Source organism: Bradyrhizobium sp. (assembly GCF_016462955.1).
In the GTDB taxonomy this organism is placed as follows: Bacteria; Pseudomonadota; Alphaproteobacteria; order Rhizobiales; family Xanthobacteraceae; genus Bradyrhizobium.
Genome location: NZ_JAEMSD010000023.1, coordinates 1 through 16,813, shown reverse-complemented (window position 1 = coordinate 16,813; position 16,813 = coordinate 1). Strand labels below are relative to the sequence as shown.

Below are 16,813 nucleotides of genomic sequence, written 5' to 3'. Positions count from 1 at the left end.
TCAGTCCCGCTCGCCGCGCTTCGGCGGGCGATTCCAGTGCAGGCCCCAGGCGGATTTGTCGTCTGCGGACTGGAACAGATTGGCGCGGATCGGGTGTGCGAAGGTGGGATCGTCGAGTTGCAGCGAGACGTAGTCGCCGGCCTTCTCGCCGGTGCGCTTCCAGCCGGCGCCGATCTCCGCGCCGGTTTCGTTGCTCATCGTATCGAGGACATGGACGCGGAAGTCCGGCGCGTTCTCTGCATCAGACGGTTCGGCCGGAACGATGATGATGTCCTGGTGCAGGGACAGCGTCGTCAGCTGGCCGATGAAGCCATCATTCTCGCGCATGAATTGACCGATCACGGGCATTGCTCGTCTCCTTCAGATTGCGGTGGCCAAGGTCATGGGCACGCCGTCACCGCGTCGGCGCGCGCCAGACGAAGCGGCCATCGCCGTCCTCGTCGGTGTAGAGAGGGGTGGCCCGCCCGATCACAGCCGAGGCCGGAAGCGGCCCGAAGTAGCGGCCGTCGAGGCTGTCGCGGACTTGCCAGTTCATCAGGAACAGCTCGCCATCCGCGACCGATCGGCAGCCCTGCCAAACCGGAAGCGGGCGACCACGGCGATCGCGGTCGAGGGCATCACCTAGCGGCACGCCGTCGACGGTGATGGCGAGCCCGGTCCGGCAGACGCGCTGTCCCGGCAGCGCGGCGACACGCTTCAGAAGTGGCACGCCGCGCGGCAGGTAGCCGCCATCGGACAGGAAGGTGGCGAGCGGTTCGGGCGCGTCGACCGCCACCAGATCGGTCAAGTCGAGAGCGCCCACATCGCCGATCGTGTAGAAGCCGACGGGGGTGCTGGCTGACGCGTTCCAGATGAGGCGCGGCGCGAACGAAGCGATCGAGGCGAGGCCGAGAAGCGATACTGCCGCCGTCGTGACGATGGCATAGGAGAGCCGGGTCATGCGCCGATCTCGCGACGTAGGAGAAAGGCCTGGTGCTGTCGCAAGCCGTAGGCGCGCGGCGCTTCGCCGACAGTCAGCCGGTTGTGGACGTGACGCCAATGATCCGGCGACACCTCGATCGGGTCGATGCCGCGTGCCTCGATCGTGTCGATGAGTTGGAGCATGCGCTCCACCTTCGGCCAGCCGTCGACGCGCAAGAGGATGTCCGCGCCGGGCGTGACTGTCGGCACCGTCTGGCACGGCGCAGCAGGCTCAACAGCGCGCAGGATGTCGAGGCGCGAGAGCACGGTCCCATGCTCATTCGCGGCCCATCGGACCAGCGCAAAGGTGCTTCCGGGAGGGAAGAAGAGGATGCGTCGGCGCCGGTCGAGGATCTGTTCGCGTAGCTCTCGACCGAAGCGAATCCAGTGCTCCGTTCGCTTCTCGACCCAAGTAAGTTCGACCTGGGTGAGACTGTCGGCCGGCAGCTCGACGGCGGCACGGCCGACGCGCATTGGCGCGGCGCCGGGGCCGGTCATGATCCTTCTCCTGATGGGGGTGGATATTCGCGCTCAAACAGCGCGCGCAGCATGTCGGCAACGGTCTGGCCGCGCTGGAAGGCGGCGATCTTGATGCGACCGCGCATGTCCGCGGTCACGTCGATTGTCAGACGGGCCGAGAAGTCCTCTCCGCCTTGTGCGCGCGAGGGGTGGCGATCGGGCGCCTTGATCCAGCTCTCCGGATCGGCCGGACGCGCGGCGAAGCTGCGTTTCGGGGACCGCTCGCTCATGCGCCGATCCTCGCGACTTCCGCTGCGAGCGCGGCGATTTCGCGCGCGCCAGGGCAATCCTCGTCCTGCTCGGCGGCGAGCCGGCCGGTCTGCACGACATCGGCGAAGACGATGCGCTGGCCGATCGTGGTCGAGAGCAAGGGCGGGTCGTGATCCGCGAGCGTTTCGGCGGTCTCGCGCGCCAACACGGTACGAGCCGCGCAGCGGTTCAGCACGAAGCGAGCGGCGAGCTGCGGGCGATAGATGCGTGCCTCGCCGAGCAGCGCGAGCATCTCTGCAGAGGCCCATCCATCGAGCGGCGACGGCTGAACCGGGATCAGCACGAGGTCGGCCGCGAGCAATGCGGAGCGCATCAGCCCGGCGACGCGCGGCGGGCCGTCGATGACGACATGGTCAACGTCGCGGGCCAGCTCCGGCGCTTCGCGGTGGAGCGTGTCGCGGGCCAGGCCGACGACACCGAACAGCCGCTCCAACCCCTCTCGGCTGCGCTGCTGCGACCAGTCGAGCGCCGAACCCTGGGGGTCGGCGTCGATCAGCGTGACGCGCCGTCCACGGCGTGCCCATTCACCGGCGAGATGCAACGCCAGTGTCGTCTTGCCGACGCCGCCTTTCTGATTGAGGAGCGCGACGATCATGACGGTCTCCCGGCGATCGGGGACTCGTCCACAGCGGCCGAAAAACGCGGTCGCGTTAGAAAGATTCCGTAGGAATCTAGGTTAGATAAGTTACGGGACTCGCAAGGTGCTGATTCAGCGCGAGGATTCGCCGAATCCGGTCCCCGATAGCACGAGGGTCCGGTCCCCGATGGCACGATAGCGCCGGTCCCTGATAGCACGAGACGATTCACAGCTTATCCCCAGGGCGAGTTGTCGAGCGGCGACGGCGGCGCGGGATGCCCAGCGCGTCGGGATCGGTCGGTACAAAAGACAGGATTTCCGGCCCGCCGAGGCACTGCTGGATGGTCAGCCGGTAGCCGGGCAGCGGCTGGCGCTTGACGATGTCGCGCAGGTCGTAGGCGAAGTGCTTGAGCGGCGAGAGGCTGCCCGACTTGGCGTGGAGGTGCGGGAAATCGAAGCTCCAGCCGAACTCCTGGCGGCCGCCATGCTTGCGCACCAGGCGATAGAGCCAGCGCTCAAGCCCACCCGTCAGACCGAAATAGTTGCGGTCGATGGTCAGCACGAGCGCCTCGTCGAGCACCGCGCCGTAGAACCAGTCGGGCACGATCAGCTCGAGGCCGAGCGGGCGGCCGCGATGGTCGGCGCGCTCCTTCCATTCGTTGATCCACGAGAAGCGGTGCATCCGCCGCTCGGTCGGCTGGCGGATCGAGGTCGCAACCGTGGTCGACTGGAGCCGGTCAAGCGCCGCCTTGAGGCGGTCGTAGTCGCGCAAGCTGACGCCGCGGCCGATGAAGTTGAGGATTTCATAGGGGGTGGTCGCCATCAGGCGCGACGGCCGCAGGCCGAGATCGCGGGCTTCGACGATCTGCGAGGCGGCCCAGATCAGAACGTCGGCGTCCCAGATCGTCGCCATGCCGTGCTCGGCGACCGCTTCGACGCGGATCTTCACAGAGCCGGCCTTGAAGTCGATCGGCGCCAGGCGCTTCGACTTGGCGAGCGAGAAGAATGGATAGGCCATGAGATCCTGCGCATCGCGGGGCGCAAGATCGCCGGGCAGCGCCCGGAATAGGTCGAGCTGCGCACGTTCATCGCGATGCCGGTGGGGGTACGACATGGCAGGTCGGCTCAGCGCGGGAAGCGGCCGCCGGCGGCAGGGGCGGCGGGCTGGCGCTTGGCAGGGAGCACGGTGCCGGCGCGGGGGTCGGAGGTCGAGGTGACAAGGCCGCGATCGGCCCATGTCTGGAGATCGTCTATCGAATAGACGACGCGGCCGCCGAGCTTTCGGTAGTTGGGGCCGGTGCCATAGGTTCGATGCTTTTCGAGGGTGCGCTCGGAGAGTCCGAGGACGCGTGCCGCTTCCTGCGTTCTCAAGTATCGTAGCGGTAGATTGGCGGCGCTTTCGGCCATGATCGAACCTCCGTGGTCTCGCGGTGGCCGCATCGGGAGAGCGGCGGATTGCGAGCACGGTGGCGGGAAGACGGCGTTCGGGGCAGGAACGAAGTTAAGTTGTTATCCGCGACCCCGTGGGTCGGTCAGCGGTGGCGGCGCGGGCGACGCAGAAGCGTGCGATATCCGCCGCGCACGAAGGCCATGCCGTCTCTGACAAGACGGTTCATCATCACACGGAATGGGCTATCGACCCATTTTGCTGGATCATGTTCGTGGTTTGGAAAGAGTACTCCGGCGATGTCGCGATAGGTCGATCCGACGAACCGCGCGTCGATGGCACGAAGCATCTGGCGGGCGCGCTGGTGACGCTGAGGTGTCAGACGAGGGTCGTGCGGCACGCGTTTGCCGGCCATCGCGTTCCAAAAACGCTCAAGCGTTGTTTTCCGGTCTGGCATCAGGTCGTCGAAGATGATGTGAATGCCAAGCGGACCCTGTGCGTCCGGCTCTACAAGCAGTATGTCATAGCGCTCGCCGCGCAATTCGAGCCGGAGAAGATCCGGGCCGTGCTGGATTATTGCGCGCAGACGCAGCATTTCGCCGGTGATGGAGCTGCCCTCAGGGGGCGGCCCAACGGCGAATATGATTGCGCCGGGATCGACTTGCGGGGTCCAGAAAATCGGCTGCGTCAACGCGCTTGCTTGTGGATCGATAGGGAAATCGCAACCCCCATTGCTCGGCGAAAGCGCGCGCGACATCGTCGGTCAGCCGACCAGTGGCGATCAACTCATGATATGATTTTCTGTATTCGGGGTTACGTCGCAGAAATTCCCAGGCGAGGTCACCAGGGGACAGCTTGTCGACATAGTCATAGGCGGCATCTGACCGCCAACTTTCTTCTTCGGACATCCTCCGCCGCCTCCGCGCAAATGTTACGCAACGCGAGTTTTGCGGTTGAGACGATTCCAAGTTGTGTCCCCGCCGGGAAGAACGAAGACCAACCGACGTGATGCAGATCCTGCATCACCTCAATGGAGACGAGGACCCAGGAGCTCACCGAAGCCGCTCTGCGTCATCCACTTAGCGCGGGAAAGGTGAGCGGCGTGGATATGCGCGGCGCGTTCGGGTTCTGTTTTGGCACAAATACCGAACAACACCCTGACGACCTCTTTCCAGTCCGCGCCTTCCGCGTCGGCATCAAGAAGGCGCAGATACAGTTTCAGGTGCGCTCGGTCATAGGCCGTGAGCGCTGCTCCGCCGGGCGGCTGATCGAGAAAGTCTTGCTTGGTCACCACGTCCCCCTCGGACAGATGTATCCATTTTGAAGGGGATTGTTAACGCTGATGTGAGGATATGACCTCCTGGCGCCATGGGAACGTCGCGCACCGGCGAGACGGTCGCCTGTTGATCGGTCAGCCTTCCTTTTTTCCATCAACAAGCATGACTCCCACGCCCTGGTCGGAGTTAAGGAAAACGATCCCGCCACGTTCGAAGGCGCGCCGTATCTCATCGCGCGTGCTCTCGTAGACCTCGAGGCCACTTGTGGATTCGAGGCGCTTGAGTGCGGTCAAAGATACGCGGGCCCGGTCAGCGAGCGTCTCCTGTGTCCAACCCAGCAACGCGCGCGCGGCCCGAGATTGTCGGGCGGTGATCATGCATGATCACCTCCCACTCGGACCTACGCGCACGCCAGAACTACGACTTCTCTATTCGGGCCAATCGGATAGCGAGGCTTCCCGCGCGCTCCGCTGGCTCATTTACATACTATAGTTGATAAACTCAAAGTATGTAAATCACGATCCTCCTGCGCATGGATATGCGCAAATTGGTCGGCCGGAACTTCGCCCGCCTGCGTCGGGAGAAAGGCCTGACCCAGGAAGAGGTCGAAGCGCGCTCCGGTTTCAGTCAACAGTATCTCAGCAGCCTTGAACGCGGCCGGAGGAACCCGACCGTGATCACGCTTTATGAATTGGCTCAGGCCCTCGGCGTCAGCCACATGGAATTGGTCCGGCCCGACGATCAGCTTTGAGCCGTATTCCCGCGAGGATCATGCTTCTCTTCGTGGTCGGCACGAGGCCGCCACAGGATGGGATCAGAAGAGCCGGCGGAGCAATCTATAATGCGGCTTCGCGTTGGACATGCCGACGCTGCCAAGTCGTATTTGCGAACTCACCGTCCCTCGTCCCCTCGCAGGGAGACGCCTCAGTCAGACTTGCGCCTGACCGAACCTATGTCAGAGGAGCGGCGGCCTCTGGCCGCTTACCCCAGTCGAACTCAGTTCCATCCACCCACATGCGATGCAGTATGACACCGATGCGGCGAGCGAGGGCGACGATCGCCTTCTTGTGGCCTCGACGTCGCGAGACCTGAGCAGCCCAAGCCTTTAGGGTGGACCAGCGTTTTACGCGAGTCAGTAGCACCTGTGCTGCCTCGTAGAGCGCGCTGCGCGTCATGGCGTCACCCCATCTCGAAATGCGGCCGGTGCGATCCACTTCGCCGGATTGGTGCTTGCGCGGCGTCAGACCAAAATGGGCACCAACGGTTCGCGACCGAGTGAAGCGAGATGGGACATCGACCGTTGCCCGGAAGATGAGCGCTACGAGCGGGCCGACCCCCGGCACCGTCATAAACCGGCGCGAAACAGTGTCGTCCCGCGCGAGACGGACAAGCAAATCGTCCAACCGACCGAACTGCTCCCGCAGCGATCGCCGCGCCAACAGGAGCGTATCAGCGACTATGTGTAGGTCGCTTCCTGCGATCAGTTCCCGTACTCGCGGCTCGAAATCGCGCGCCGTGACTTTGCCGAGGTGATATCCGAAGTTTCGGATGAGACCACGGATTTCATTTTCAACATCCTGGAGCTTGTTTCGCAGGAGTTGGCGGGCCGTCAGGACGGTCCGAAGGCGCTGGCTTGTCGGCGTCTTGACGTGGACGGGTTTGAAGAGGCCGACGCGCATCATCTGCGCGATTCCGCGCGCATCATGCCGGTCGGTCTTGTTGAGTTGCGCGGAGAGAGCCGCCTTCATGTGCCGGGTCTCTACACACACGATGGGAATGCCGGCTTCGGCTAAATGCCCATAAATGTGCTGAGACAGCATCCCTGCTTCGAGACCGACGCGGACGACTGGAAGCGGGAGCGACAGGATATGCTGCGCAATCTCTTCCGGATTGGATGAAAGCTTTCGTTCATGCGCTACCTGCCCATCGGCGTTGACAACGCAGAGATTGATTGTTCGGGCGGAAACATCCAGCCCAATATAATAGCTTTGAGACATGCCGAACTCCTCCGAATCAAGAGTCGACACGTCTCATAACCAATCTACAGACCATTTTGTAAACTACGACTATTTCAGTCGTTCTCGGGACTAGACTGGCCCTTGGGCCGCGACGAGCCATCACCTATTGCATCGTGCGCCTCCTTCAGGATATTCCAGCCACCCTTGAGCACGATGCCGCCAACCAGCAACCCGATGATTAGGTCAGGCAGCGGGGACGCGAAGAACATGACCGCGGCACCCGACGCGACAATGCCGGCGTTCGCCAGCATATCGTTCGTCGTAAAGATCCAGGACGCTTTGAGATGCACACCTCGATCCCGATGCGACCGCAGCAGTTTTAAGCAAACTACATTCAGCGCGGCATTGGCGAGAGCCGTGACGATCATGGCGAGGCCGATTGGCTCGGCACCCACGAAGAAACGGCGAAGCACCTCCACGAACAATGCAAGTCCAAAGGCGATCAGAAGCAAACCCGAAAGACGCGCCACTCGCACCTTTGCCACGATCGTCCGGCCGACGGCATAAAGGCTGACGGCATAAACGCCGGCATCTCCCAAATTATCCAGGGCGGCACCCAAGAGACCTGTCGAGTCTGCGATAACGCCGACGACACCGGCCACGATCACCTGCAAGAAGTTTATGGCAAGAACCCAGATAAGAGTCCTGCGTTCGGCGGCATTGCTCGCGTCAAGCTCGATTTCACCTTCTTCTTGTTGTTTTTCACTCATACACGTTTCCGATATTTTGCATCTCAAGTGAAATAGCCCAAAGCAACCGCCCAGATGAGTACGATACCGAGAACACCTCGGTAAATAACAAACGGCCAGGCGGAAAAACGCTCGAGAACGCGCATCAGCCCCCAAATCGCACAGAACGCGGAAATAGAAGCCACGACGAGCCCGACAAGAAGTAGTGACCAGCCGTCGGCGGAAAGCTGCACTTTGTGGAGTTCCCAGAGCTCCTTGAAGCCAGCCAGGGCGATTGCCGGCAGGCCAAGAAGGAATGAGAACCGCGCCGCCTCATCTCGCTTCAGGCCGAGGGCGAGCGCCGCAGTCAAAGTCGAGCCTGAACGCGAAACGCCAGGAATCAGCGCTCCGATTTGAGCAATTCCCACGATCATTGCATCGATGGCCGATGTGTTCTCAAGCGTTCGTCGGTGCCGGGCAAAAATCTCCGCGAGCGCCAGGAGGACAGCCATGACGATGCACGCCCAGCCGATGACTTCGAGAGTACGAAGCGGCGAGCCGCACGCGTTCAACGCTCCAGACAAGGAAAGGCCGGCAATACCGATCGGGATCGTGGCAAGGAGAATTCCGACCGAGAAGCGGAAGTGTCGATCTCGGAAATCCCGATTTGCGACGGCACGCAGCGAATTGGTGGCTAGTTGGCTCACGTCGCTCCAGAAATAACTGACGACTGCAGTAAGCGCTGCAAGCTGCATGGCGGCTGAAAAGGCTGAGCCAGGATCCTGCCAACCGAGCAGCGCAGGCACGATCCGCATATGGGCGGTCGAAGAGATCGGTAGCAACTCGGTGATGCCTTGGACAAGTCCGAGCAGGGCGACCTTGCCATAGCCTAGCGCCACGAATCCGGTGTCGACGCCTTGAGTACACGCTCCCGTCATTCTGGCTCCCGGTTGTTGCGCGGCGCGGGCGCGCCCCGATGAATCACGCGCCAAAGTTCGGCGGGGGTTCTGAAGCCGACTGACGAGTCGCAGCAATTCGCGGCAGCCAGCGAGTCCCTCAACCGATCGCTCCCAGCATCGGAAACGTCATCAGCATCCAAATGGCGATCTCCTGCAACCTCCCGGTCATCATCAAAACGCCGACGCCGATCATGACCGCACCACCGCCGATGTTCAGCGCGGCACCGACGCGGCGCATGCGCTTCAATGCGGCTGCCGCGTTTCCCATGAAGAGGGCCGTGAGTAGAAACGGCACACCGAGGCCGAGGCCGTAAGTTCCGAGAAGAATCGCGCCGTTGCCTGATGACGTCGCGGTTACCGTGAGGATGGAGCCCAATACCGGGCCAATGCAGGGCGTCCAGCCGAAGGCAAAGGCGACACCCAGCAGGAAGGCGCCGACCGGTCCATTGACCTGGCGCGGTCCGTTCCATCGGCGGTCGGTCATGAGTATCGGGAGGCGAAGGAGCCCCGTCATCGCCAAACCGAAGACAATGACCAGAGCTCCGCCGATCAGGTTGGTTTCCATCTGGAAGCGTTGGAGAAGGCCGCCGAGGGCCATCGCGCTGACTCCAAGCAGCACGAATATGGTCGTGAACCCGAGCACGAACAGCAGCGCAGGGCGGAAGATGTGAAGCCGGGATACCGCATCACTGCTGCCGGTCGTGCCGGCGCCACCAGCGACATAGGACAGGTAGCCCGGCACGAGCGGCAGGACGCAGGGTGAAAGGAAGGAGATAGCGCCGGCAGCGGCCGCTGTCGCCAGCCCGAGCAACGATATTTCCAGCGCCGCCATGCTCAGCGCTTCCCGTTGCTAAGCGGCTCCTGCGTGCGAAGCACCGGTTGGGTCGAAAAAAGCGATCCAGCCAGGAGCAGCGCGACGCCAATGCTGATTGCAACATCCGCCATGTTGAAGGTCGGCCAATGCCAGTTGCCTATGTGAAAATCGAGAAAGTCTGTCACCGCGCCTTGATGCACGCGGTCAACGATGTTGCCGGCGGCGCCGCCGGCGATCAAACCGAGAGCCGTTGCTTCAATGGTCCTGCGGGTCCGCATTGCCCAAACGAGAAGACCGACCGTGATCGCCACTTTGATCCCGGCCAACACCAACGGATGCTCGAGGAAGACATCTTGGAACATCCCGAAGCTGACTCCGGTGTTGAAGCCGAGCGTCAGGTTGAAAAAGGGCACAACCTCGATCACGCGTGGCGGGACCATGACGGCATTTATGATCAACCACTTCGTAGCAACGTCGAAAAGAAGCGCGGCCACAAATGCGCCGCCAACCCATATCGCGATATTTCTAGCGGGACGTTCGGCCACGATGATTCCTTGTGTTCTTCGGGTTCTGATCGGCATTTCTGTCGTCAGCGGCCGCCCCAATACAGGGCGGCCGCTATTGGCTCAATGCGCAGTTGCAGGGCGAGCCACAGTGGAATGCTGGCGCTCCTGTGCTCGAACCTTTGCGCCGCCGACTGGGCCACCATCTCTCTGGCGCTGTTCCCGATTGAGGAGCCGCAAACCGTTGAGAACGACCAGCAGGGAGGCCCCAACATCGGCGGCGATCGCGCCCCAAAGGGATGCGAGACCGATCACCGTCAGCACTGTGAACAACAGCTTCACGGCGATCGAGAAGGCGATATTCTGCCGAATGACGGCGAGCGTGGCTCGTGAATGGCGCACGAGCCAGGGAAGTCTGGAGAGGTCGTCCGACATCAGGGCGACGTCTGCCGTTTCGATGGCTGCGTCGCTCCCCATTGCGCCCATGGCAATGCCGAGATTGGCGCGGCCCATGGCAGGGGCGTCATTGACCCCGTCACCCACCATGGCGACGACGCCATAGCGCCGAACCAGGTCCTCGACGGCCGTGACCTTGTCGCCGGGCAGAAGTTCCGCGCGAACTTCATCAATGCCGGTCTGCTTGGCAATCGCCTCGGCGGTGGCCCGATTGTCGCCTGTCAGCATCACCACTTTTTCCACGCCCGCCCGATGCAGCGCGGTGACGATATCCTTGGCTTCAGCCCTCACAGCATCGGCAACAGCGATCAGTCCCCAGACTTCCTGGCCGTCGCCAACGGCGACAATGGTCCGGCCAGCGCCGGAAAGTGTGTCGGCGCGTTCCAGGATGGCCGGTGAGCCGACCGCGCGTTCATCGAGGTAGCGGCGTGACCCAAGCCAGACTTCGCGACCGGAGACGCGGCCGGTCATGCCGCGACCCGTGATGGCCTGGACGGCCTCGGCCGGTTGTGCGGCAATGCCGTTTTCTGTTGCCCTCGCCAAAATAGCGCGGGCGATGGGGTGCTCGCTGCGCGCCTCGAGGGCTGCTGCTAACCGAAGAAGGTCATCCTCGTTTCGGCTGCCGAGCGCCAAGATCTCCACGACCTGAGGACGTCCTTCGGTGAGCGTCCCCGTCTTGTCCATGGCGATTGCTTTCAAGCGCGCCGGCGTCTCGAGATGGACGCCGCCTTTCACCAACACGCCCTGCTTCGCAGCTCCCGCAAGGGCAGCCACAATGGTCACGGGCGTCGAGATGACAAGGGCGCAGGGGCAGGCGATCACGAGCAATACGAGGGCGCGATAGAACCAAACCTCCCAGCCACCACCGAGCAACAGCGGCGGCACCAAAAAAACGGCTATCGCGAGCGCCATAACGACGGGCGTATAGACGCGTGCAAATTTCTCGACCCACTGCTCGCTGGGAGCCCGCCGGCCCTGCGCGGAGCCGACCATGCGGATGATCTGCGCGAGCGTGGTATCGCTTGACGCCTTGGTGGTCACGACGTCCAGCGCGCCTTCGCCGTTGATGGTGCCTGCAAAAACGTCGTCTCCTTCCGATTTGAAGACCGGGACGCTTTCGCCGGTGATCGGTGCCTGGTTGACCTCACTCTCTCCGGCGGCCACACGGCCGTCGAGCGGTACTTTATCGCCAGGTCGAATAATGATGTGCGAACCGACACGGACTTCGGCTGCCGGCACGTCTCTCTCCGTGCCGTCTTCAAGCATGATGCGCGCGGTCGGCGGCGCGAGCTCCATCAGGGCCGCCACGGCCCGCCGCGCTCGGCCGAGGCTCCAGGCCTCGAGAGCAAGGGCGAGCGCGAAGAAGAACGAAACCGTTGCGGCTTCGAACCAAGCGCCAATTCCGATCGCACCCACGACGGCGATCACCATCAGGAGGTTCATGTCGGGACGCAGGCGCCTGGCCGCGAGCCAAGCCTTCGGGGCCACGTAACGCACAGCACAAAGCGCGGCGAGCGTATAGAGAATGACGCTTAGCAGCGGCGTTGCACCTGCACCATGTTCGCCTGCCTCGAAGGCCGCGATGATTCCACCTCCGACCCAGGCGTGAACCGCAAATCCGATCGCGACGAACAGGCCGCTCGCAGCAGTCAGCCATGATTGAATGCGTCTGCGCCGCTCTTCTGCCCGTGCCCCTTCGCTGGTGGCGCCCTCGGTCCAGGGCTCCGCCTGCAGGCCGGCGCGTACAACGGCCTTCTCGATCTTGGCCTCCAAGGCGGCGTCAGGCGCCATGTCGATCGACATGCGGCCGTTAAGAAGGTCGAAAGCGAGCTTGTCCTCACCAACGAGCGGGCCGACTTCGCGCTTCAGGGCGGCGATCTCGTCGGCACAATCCATGCCATGGATTCGATAGACAACGCCGCCAGGCAGATTGATCGGCGGCGGGCTGAGGGCTTCCTTCACGTTGGTCGCGCAACCGCACGCGGATCCTGCGGCATCGCAGGTTGCCTGCTCAGCAACGGCCGGCGCTGTCCACAGCTCAGCCCGCATCCCGGTTCGCGCGACCGCCTGTTCGATCTCTTGGAGGGTTGTCCCGCTCTGAGGTGCAATGGTCATCGCACCCTGCGAAGTGTCGAAGGCGAGCTTATCCTCGCCAACGAGCGGTCCCAGTTCCCTGGTCAGAGCAGCCACCTCATTCTTGCAGTCGAGGCCGCGCACACGCAGGAGCATGGTTTCGGCCGAACCATCCTGGATGAGAGAGCCTGACATCCCGGTTCTTGAGATGCCGCTCACGAGTTCGTCGATCGAGGCACGGTGCTGAGGCGCGACCGTCATCAACCCCTTTGCTGTGTCGAAGGCGAGCCAGTCCTCACCGCCAACCAGAGGGCCGATTTCGCGCTTGAGCATCGCGACCTCGTTTTTGCAATCGAGGCCCTCGACCTTGAACAGCCACGCCGACGCGGAGGACTTATCCAGCTCAGCCAGCAATTGTGCCCTCATTCCAGTGGTAGCGACCGCCTGCTCAATGGTATCGAGTGCCGGAGCGGTCAGGCCCGCGACCTCCATGACACCGCCCTTGGTGTCGAACGACAACTTGTCCTCGCCACCGACGACGGGACCGACCGCGGCACGAAGCATCCGAACTTCGTTCTGACAATCCAAGCCCTCAACCTTGAAGCGTAACGTGCCTAAGGTGCTTCTAGCGTGGGCTTCAATAGTCATTGCGGTCTCCTAAATTTGCTTATTCTCTCGAGCCCGGCTCGAATCCTTTCACGCACCATACATTCTGTAGTGGCTACAGGAGCAAGAGGCCTTTCAATCGTTTTTTGCCGTCCAAGCGAGCGACAGACGTCAGCGTCCGGCGGCTATCAGCCCGACCACAATTCCATAGCTCGCGATTATTGAGGCGCCGGTGAGCGCCATGCCAAAAGCCCGGCCTGAGACTCGTTTGGCGTAGCCGAATGCAAAGGTGATGCGGCCAACCAGAAACAGAGCAACCAGCAGCGGTATGAGCACCAGTTCGGTTTCTCGCAGAAGCGCTGCTAGGGTCAGATGTGCGCCAAAAGCCAGTACTGTCTGCTCCAATGAATTCTGCAGCACCGCGGCACGCACGGCGATTGCCGGGCTGGGTTTGCCGAACGCCGAGCCCCGTATATCCGCCGGCGAATAGAACCTGCCTCTGCTCACCGCGCCGACGCAGCCGGCCAGCCAGAGAAACATGAGAATACTCGCCTTCAACGTGAACGCGATCCGCTCACCGAAGTCCATCTCTGGGCTGAGGCCGAACAATTCAGGAGGCAGCCAGGCATAGCCAACCACAAGGACGACCGCCGCGAAGGCGAGCGCGACGGCTGAGGCTCGGACAATGCCCACCTGGTCAGAACTGAGCCTCTTGAACACTGTCCTTGCTCCTTGTCGTCCTCCGCCGCCTGCCTGTGGTGATGAAAGACCGGGGGCGACCACTCATCGCGCGTGGGTTCACACGCCCCGATCATAGGTATATAAATCCTGTAGTAACTACAGAATCAACCCTTGCGAGGGGTCGAGGCCGTGACTGAACCCGGTCGCCGTAACAGCGGTCACGGCCACTTGGTGCCGAGATCGGGCACCGCAAGAACACGAGATGAGACCGGCGGATGAGCTTCTATTCGATTTATCAGCAGGGTTTCGTTCGCGTGGCTGCCTGTACACCGAAATGCGAAGTCGCCGATCCCAGCTACAATGTCGCTGAGACGCTCGCGCTCGCCCGCGACGGTGCGCGCCAGGGTGTTGCGCTGATGGTGTTCCCGGAATTGGGCCTCTGCGGTTACGCGATTGACGATCTTCTCGGCCAAGCCGCGTTGCTGCAGCGGGTGGAACAAGCGATCGAGGAAGTCGCGGCCGCGAGCCGCGAGCTTTCGCCGGTTCTGCTCATCGGCGCGCCGCTGGTGCGGGAAGGACGACTCTACAATTGCGCTGTCGCCGTCCATCGTGGGCGCATTTTGGGTGTTGTTCCCAAAGGACATCTGCCGAATTATCGGGAATTCTACGAAAAGCGTTGGTTCGCTTCGGGCCGAAACTTGAAAGGCGCTACCATCGAGATCGCTGGTCAGTCCGTCCCCTTCGGAATGGATATGATTTTCGCGGCCGAGGATTTGCCAGGCTTCGTCTTCCACGTCGAGCTGTGCGAGGACGTATGGGGACCGGCTCCGCCCAGCGACTTTGCCGCGCTCGCTGGCGCTCTCATCCTTACCAACCTCTCGGCCAGCAACATCACTGTCGGCAAGGCCGAAACCCGCCGGCTGCTCTGCGCAACCCAATCGGCGCGGTGCTGGGCTGCATACATCTATTCCGCGGCCGGTCCGGGCGAGTCGACGACGGACCTCGCTTGGGACGGTCAAGCCTGCATTTATGAACTCGGGCAGCTGCTGGCAGAGACCGAACGGTTCCCGCAGGACTCGCAAATGGCCATCGCCGATGTCGACGTTGATAGGCTCAGACTGGAGCGCCTGCGCACCGGCACCTTCAACGAGGCGGCCATCGCACAAGCTATGCCTGAAGACAGGTTCCGGCGTATCGGCTTCCGGTTCGAGCCGTCGATGACGGACCTCGGGCTGCGCAGGGCCGTCGCGCGCTTCCCCTATGCTCCAGCCGATCCGGCACGCCTCGACCAGGACTGTTATGAGGCCTACAGCATCCAGGTCCAGGGGTTGATGAAGCGCCTTCAGGCGACGGGCATCCGCCGCGTCTGCATCGGGGTCTCCGGTGGTCTGGACTCCACTCACGCGCTGATCGTGGCGGCGAAAGCGTTCGACCGGCTAGGCTGGCCCCGGTCCGACATTCTCGGCTTCACGATGCCGGGCTTCGCGACGGGGGAGGCCACCAAGGCAAATGCCTGGACGCTGATGCGTAGTCTCGGCGTCACCGCCGAGGAGATCGACATCAAGCCGTTGGCGCAGCAGATGCTGGCGTCACTTCAGCATCCGTTCGCGCAAGGCGAGCCGGTTTACGACGTGACGTTCGAGAACGTGCAGGCGGGCCTGCGCACGGACATCTTGTTCCGTGCAGCCAACCAGCGAGGCGCCATGGTGCTTGGCACTGGCGATCTGTCCGAAATCGCGCTCGGCTGGTCGACCTACGGTGTCGGCGACCATATGAGCCACTACAACGTCAACGCGTCGGTGCCGAAAACACTCATCCAGCATTTGATCCGCTGGGTGGCACAGTCAGCCGCCTTCGATGAGGCAACGAACGGCACGTTGCTCTCCATTCTTGACACTGTGATTTCGCCAGAACTCGTGCCGGCCGGCGAAGGCGGCGCCTTACAAAGTACGGAGGAGAAGATTGGGCCTTATGAACTGCAGGATTTTACCCTGTTTTATTTGACGCGCTATGGCCTGAAGCCATCGAAGATCGCTTTCCTGGCCTTCCATGCCTGGCGTGACGCCACCGCCGGAGCTTGGCCTCCACAGTATCCGGAAGAGCGCCGTCGCGCATATGATCTGCCCACAATCAGATCGTGGATGGAGGTGTTCCTCTATCGCTTCTTCACGATCAGCCAGTTCAAGCGCTCGGCGTCGCCGAACGGCCCCAAAGTCACTGCTGGCGGCTCGCTGTCGCCGCGCGGCGATTGGCGCGCTCCGTCGGATGGCAACGCCCGCCTCTGGTTGGAGGAGTTGCGCGCTCACACGCCGTCGGAATGAACGTGCCCTGAGGGTTGGCGCTCAGCGGCCAACGGCAATCGGCGCACGGATGCCGATGACGCTTCCGCCCAGTTGTTATCCCTACTCGAACCACCGTTACGGAATGAATTCGCCATGATCACCATCGGAGCCTTGTCACAACGGACAGGCGTCAATATCGAGACAATCCGCTACTACGAGCGGATCAATCTCATCCCGCCGCCGCCCCGCACAGAGAGCAGGCGGCGCCTCTATGAAGCAGAGGATGTTCGGCGACTGACGTTCATACGCCATTCCAGGGATCTCGGCTTCGACATCCCGGCTATTAAGACGATGCTCGCTCTGCAGGAAAGGCCAGAGTCCTCTTGTGAGCAGGTGAGCCGAATTGCCACCGATCAGCTCGAAGCCGTCGAGGTGCGGATCCGACGCCTTCTCGGACTTAAGAGCGAGCTCACTCGGATGATCAAATCGTGCGACAATGGGAAAGTCGCATCGTGCCGGATCATAGAAGTTTTAGCTGACTCACCCAACTCGCATGATGCCCCCTGAATCGCTGAGGAATTCAGGAACATCCACGACTTTGTTGGCTAGGGAGTGCCCGAATACCCCATCTATAATAGTCGTTTCTGGCTTGTTTTGCGAGCTAAAAGGCGTTGCTGGTGCCTTCGCTAGGGAGCGATTCAGTGAAACTGATTCGGTCGTTCTGGGTGTCGAAGGCCCCGACCTTTGGGTCGGGGCCTTGTGG

Annotated in this window: 21 protein-coding genes; 3 read left to right on the top strand and 18 right to left on the bottom strand. The window is 62.3% G+C overall.

The features are described 5' to 3' along the window. The 11 genes from JHD07_RS04670 to JHD07_RS04625 all read right to left on the bottom strand — a co-directional run bounded on the left by JHD07_RS04670 (position 1) and on the right by JHD07_RS04625 (position 5,367). The gene (locus JHD07_RS04670) at positions 1-348 is read right to left on the bottom strand and encodes a DUF736 domain-containing protein (protein ID WP_291619467.1); all 348 of its coding nucleotides are present in this window, start codon (positions 346-348) and stop codon (positions 1-3) included. A 46-nt stretch (positions 349-394) separates the two neighbouring features. Next, positions 395-940 carry a S26 family signal peptidase gene (locus tag JHD07_RS04665; RefSeq protein WP_291619465.1) on the bottom strand — a complete coding sequence of 182 codons (546 nt, stop codon included), beginning with the start codon at positions 938-940 and terminating at the stop codon, positions 395-397. Continuing rightward, positions 937-1,458, bottom strand: a complete 522-nt coding sequence (locus JHD07_RS04660) for a DUF2840 domain-containing protein (RefSeq protein ID WP_291619463.1) — start codon at positions 1,456-1,458, stop codon at positions 937-939. The genes JHD07_RS04665 and JHD07_RS04660 overlap by 4 nt, the downstream gene beginning before the upstream one ends. Next, positions 1,455-1,709, bottom strand: a complete 255-nt coding sequence (locus tag JHD07_RS04655; protein WP_291619461.1) for a hypothetical protein — start codon at positions 1,707-1,709, stop codon at positions 1,455-1,457. The genes JHD07_RS04660 and JHD07_RS04655 overlap by 4 nt, the downstream gene beginning before the upstream one ends. Next, positions 1,706-2,344 (bottom strand): ParA family partition ATPase, encoded by a 639-nt coding sequence (gene parA / locus JHD07_RS04650; protein WP_291619459.1) that lies wholly within the window; start codon positions 2,342-2,344, stop codon positions 1,706-1,708. Before parA ends, JHD07_RS04655 begins: the two co-directional genes overlap by 4 nt. 208 nt (positions 2,345-2,552) lie before the next feature. Beyond that, positions 2,553-3,440: a replication initiator protein A gene (locus JHD07_RS04645; RefSeq protein WP_291619457.1), complete on the bottom strand. Its 888-nt coding sequence runs from the start codon at positions 3,438-3,440 to the stop codon at positions 2,553-2,555. Positions 3,441-3,451: 11 nt separating this feature from the next. Further along, complete coding sequence (locus JHD07_RS04640; RefSeq protein ID WP_291619455.1) at positions 3,452-3,733, bottom strand: helix-turn-helix domain-containing protein; 282 nt, start codon at positions 3,731-3,733, stop codon at positions 3,452-3,454. 125 nt (positions 3,734-3,858) lie between these two features. After that, the gene (locus JHD07_RS04635) at positions 3,859-4,308 is read right to left on the bottom strand and encodes a DUF2285 domain-containing protein (RefSeq protein ID WP_366863944.1); all 450 of its coding nucleotides are present in this window, start codon (positions 4,306-4,308) and stop codon (positions 3,859-3,861) included. A 22-nt stretch (positions 4,309-4,330) separates the two neighbouring features. Further along, entirely contained in the window at positions 4,331-4,621 is a 291-nt protein-coding gene (locus tag JHD07_RS39715) for a DUF6499 domain-containing protein (RefSeq protein WP_363317673.1), read from the bottom strand. A 119-nt stretch (positions 4,622-4,740) separates the two neighbouring features. Then, positions 4,741-5,004: a DUF2285 domain-containing protein gene (locus tag JHD07_RS04630; protein WP_187779802.1), complete on the bottom strand. Its 264-nt coding sequence runs from the start codon at positions 5,002-5,004 to the stop codon at positions 4,741-4,743. Positions 5,005-5,124: 120 nt separating this feature from the next. Next, positions 5,125-5,367, bottom strand: a complete 243-nt coding sequence (locus tag JHD07_RS04625) for a helix-turn-helix transcriptional regulator (protein ID WP_098107583.1) — start codon at positions 5,365-5,367, stop codon at positions 5,125-5,127. A gap of 155 nt (positions 5,368-5,522) precedes the next feature. Here JHD07_RS04625 and JHD07_RS04620 point away from each other — a divergent pair, with 155 nt between their 5' ends. Next, entirely contained in the window at positions 5,523-5,741 is a 219-nt protein-coding gene (locus JHD07_RS04620) for a helix-turn-helix transcriptional regulator (protein WP_024343470.1), read from the top strand. Between the two features lie 199 nt (positions 5,742-5,940). On the opposite strand, the gene JHD07_RS04615 is transcribed toward JHD07_RS04620, so the two are convergent. The 7 genes from JHD07_RS04615 to JHD07_RS04585 form a co-directional block, all read right to left on the bottom strand. Further along, positions 5,941-6,987, bottom strand: coding sequence for an IS110 family transposase (locus JHD07_RS04615; protein WP_024343494.1), 1,047 nt, complete (start codon positions 6,985-6,987; stop codon positions 5,941-5,943). A 74-nt stretch (positions 6,988-7,061) separates the two neighbouring features. Then, on the bottom strand, positions 7,062-7,718 hold the full coding sequence (locus tag JHD07_RS04610) for a cation transporter (RefSeq protein WP_024343495.1): 657 nt from the start codon (positions 7,716-7,718) through the stop codon (positions 7,062-7,064). A gap of 23 nt (positions 7,719-7,741) precedes the next feature. Continuing rightward, positions 7,742-8,614, bottom strand: a complete 873-nt coding sequence (uppP, locus tag JHD07_RS04605; protein ID WP_024343496.1) for an undecaprenyl-diphosphatase UppP — start codon at positions 8,612-8,614, stop codon at positions 7,742-7,744. A gap of 118 nt (positions 8,615-8,732) precedes the next feature. Beyond that, entirely contained in the window at positions 8,733-9,467 is a 735-nt protein-coding gene (locus JHD07_RS04600) for a cytochrome c biogenesis protein CcdA (protein ID WP_024343497.1), read from the bottom strand. A 2-nt stretch (positions 9,468-9,469) separates the two neighbouring features. Further along, the gene (lspA, locus tag JHD07_RS04595; RefSeq protein WP_044411231.1) at positions 9,470-9,994 is read right to left on the bottom strand and encodes a signal peptidase II; all 525 of its coding nucleotides are present in this window, start codon (positions 9,992-9,994) and stop codon (positions 9,470-9,472) included. A gap of 81 nt (positions 9,995-10,075) precedes the next feature. After that, the gene (locus JHD07_RS04590; RefSeq protein ID WP_291619437.1) at positions 10,076-13,129 is read right to left on the bottom strand and encodes a heavy metal translocating P-type ATPase; all 3,054 of its coding nucleotides are present in this window, start codon (positions 13,127-13,129) and stop codon (positions 10,076-10,078) included. A gap of 129 nt (positions 13,130-13,258) precedes the next feature. Next, positions 13,259-13,807, bottom strand: coding sequence for an MAPEG family protein (locus JHD07_RS04585; RefSeq protein WP_024338471.1), 549 nt, complete (start codon positions 13,805-13,807; stop codon positions 13,259-13,261). A 236-nt stretch (positions 13,808-14,043) separates the two neighbouring features. Between JHD07_RS04585 and JHD07_RS04580 the strand changes: the two genes are divergently transcribed. Both JHD07_RS04580 and JHD07_RS04575 read left to right on the top strand, forming a co-directional pair. Beyond that, positions 14,044-16,089 (top strand): NAD(+) synthase, encoded by a 2,046-nt coding sequence (locus tag JHD07_RS04580; protein WP_024922550.1) that lies wholly within the window; start codon positions 14,044-14,046, stop codon positions 16,087-16,089. Between the two features lie 114 nt (positions 16,090-16,203). After that, a complete protein-coding gene (locus JHD07_RS04575) occupies positions 16,204-16,617 on the top strand; it encodes a helix-turn-helix domain-containing protein (protein WP_024338473.1) in 414 nt (137 codons plus the stop codon). The last annotated feature ends 196 nt before the right edge of the window (positions 16,618-16,813 follow it).